Origin of the sequence: Flavobacterium sp. (genome assembly GCF_043720215.1) — a bacterium.
Lineage (GTDB): Bacteria > Bacteroidota > Bacteroidia > Flavobacteriales > Flavobacteriaceae > Flavobacterium.
In genome coordinates this window covers 1-1704 of sequence record NZ_JAYSSZ010000113.1, presented here as the reverse complement: position 1 = coordinate 1704, position 1704 = coordinate 1, and the positions used below count along the sequence as shown (strand labels likewise).

General features: G+C 32.1%; 2 protein-coding genes and 1 pseudogene. 2 read left to right on the top strand and 1 reads right to left on the bottom strand.

Annotated elements, in window-relative coordinates:
* Positions 1–244: pseudogene (locus ACHZC3_RS05365) on the bottom strand (molecular chaperone HtpG); the annotation flags it as partial.
* Positions 245–428: 184 nt separating this feature from the next.
* Between ACHZC3_RS05365 and ACHZC3_RS05360 the strand changes: the two are divergent.
* Positions 429–908, top strand: a complete 480-nt coding sequence (locus ACHZC3_RS05360) for a lipocalin family protein (RefSeq protein ID WP_394758849.1) — start codon at positions 429–431, stop codon at positions 906–908.
* 11 nt (positions 909–919) lie between these two features.
* Positions 920–1615, top strand: coding sequence for an OmpA family protein (locus ACHZC3_RS05355; protein WP_394758848.1), 696 nt, complete (start codon positions 920–922; stop codon positions 1613–1615).
* Positions 1616–1704: the final 89 nt, after the last annotated feature.

The window sequence follows — 1704 nt, the reverse complement described above, 5'->3', positions numbered from 1 at the left end:
TCATTCCCAAACCTTGGTCTATAATATGAATTTTTTTTCCTTCTTTATCGATTTTTACTTCAATAATAGGATTTCCATATTCTACTTTGGCTTCACCTATACTTGTTAGGTGTTTTAGTTTTAATGTAGCGTCGGTTCCGTTTGAAATTAACTCACGCAAGAAAATTTCGTGATCGCTGTATAAGAATTTCTTGATTAAGGGAAAGATGTTTTCTACCGAAACATTAATTTTTCCTGTTGTCATATTTGTATGTTTTTTTAAAGGTTTTATTATTTTAAAATACACTTTCAAATAGAATACCAATTGTGTTTAGAATGACAAATTGGCGTAAGTGTTAATTTTGCAAAAAAATAATTTAATTTTGAAACAATTTTGTTTTTTTTGGGTTGTATATTTGCTATAATATTAATTCAAAACTTTTTATAGAATGAAAAAAATAATTATACTATTTACTTTTCTTATAGTTGTTACTTCTTGTAAAACTCCAGCTCCAGCTGCGGCAACAAATGTTGACAGACGATCTCAAATTGCTATTAAAGGTAATTGGACTATAGCTACTATAAATTATGAAGGCTCAGACATGTTTAAAATCACTTCTTTTGATTTGGCTGATTCAAAATGTTTTGAAGGTAGCACATGGAAATTTGTATCTAATAACGATTCTGGCGAAATGGCTTTAACACGAGCTAATTGTCCAGGATTTAGTTCTCCTATAAAGTGGTATGTGAACAAAGATGGGCAATTTGTGTTAAAATTTTTAGCTGAAGGCGTGAAAGCAAAAAAAATGCAACAAGGTTATATTCTAAAAGTTGCTGATCAAACTATGGAATCATTCAAATTGATTGACAATATAAACATTGGGGGTAAAATGACGAACATCGTTTATCAATTTAAAAAAACTAACTAAAAATTCAGAATATGAAAAAGTCTATTATATACATACTTTCGCTTTCGTTCCTTGTAGGAACTGTTTTATCAGGTTGCGAATCAGTGAAAAATACAAATAAAACCCAACGAGGTGCTGCAATCGGAGCTGTTGGTGGTGCGATACTTGGTGGTGTTCTAGGAAACAACATCGGAAAAGGTGGGAACGGTGCTTTGGGTGCAGTTTTAGGTGGTGTTATTGGTGGAGTTGCTGGTGGCGTTATTGGTAACAAAATGGATAAACAAGCTAGAAAAATTTCAGAGACTTTACCAGGTGCCAAAGTAGAAAGAGTAGGAGAAGGAATCAAATTGGTTTTGGGTGAAAATTCAGTACGTTTTGACACTAACAAATCGACGTTGACATCTACTGCAAAAGCAAATTTAGATAAATTAGTACCTGTTTTTAAAGAATATCCAGATACTGATATTCAAATATATGGTTATACAGATAGCTCAGGAGCCGATGATTATAACATGACATTATCGCAACAAAGAGCTGCTTCTGTAAAAACTTATTTATCAGGAAAAGGTTTAGCAAGTTCCCGTTTTAATACTTCTGGACTTGGAGAAGGAGATCCTATTGCTTCTAATGAAACAACTGAAGGGAAATCTCAAAATCGTCGAGTAGAATTTGCAATTACTGCAAATGACAAGATGGTAAATGATGCTAAAATAGAATCGGGTAATTAATCGTTTTATTACTGACTAGTCCTAAATAATCGATACAGATTATTAGACAAAAATAGATAAATTAAACAGCACCAAAAACGTTTTTGGTG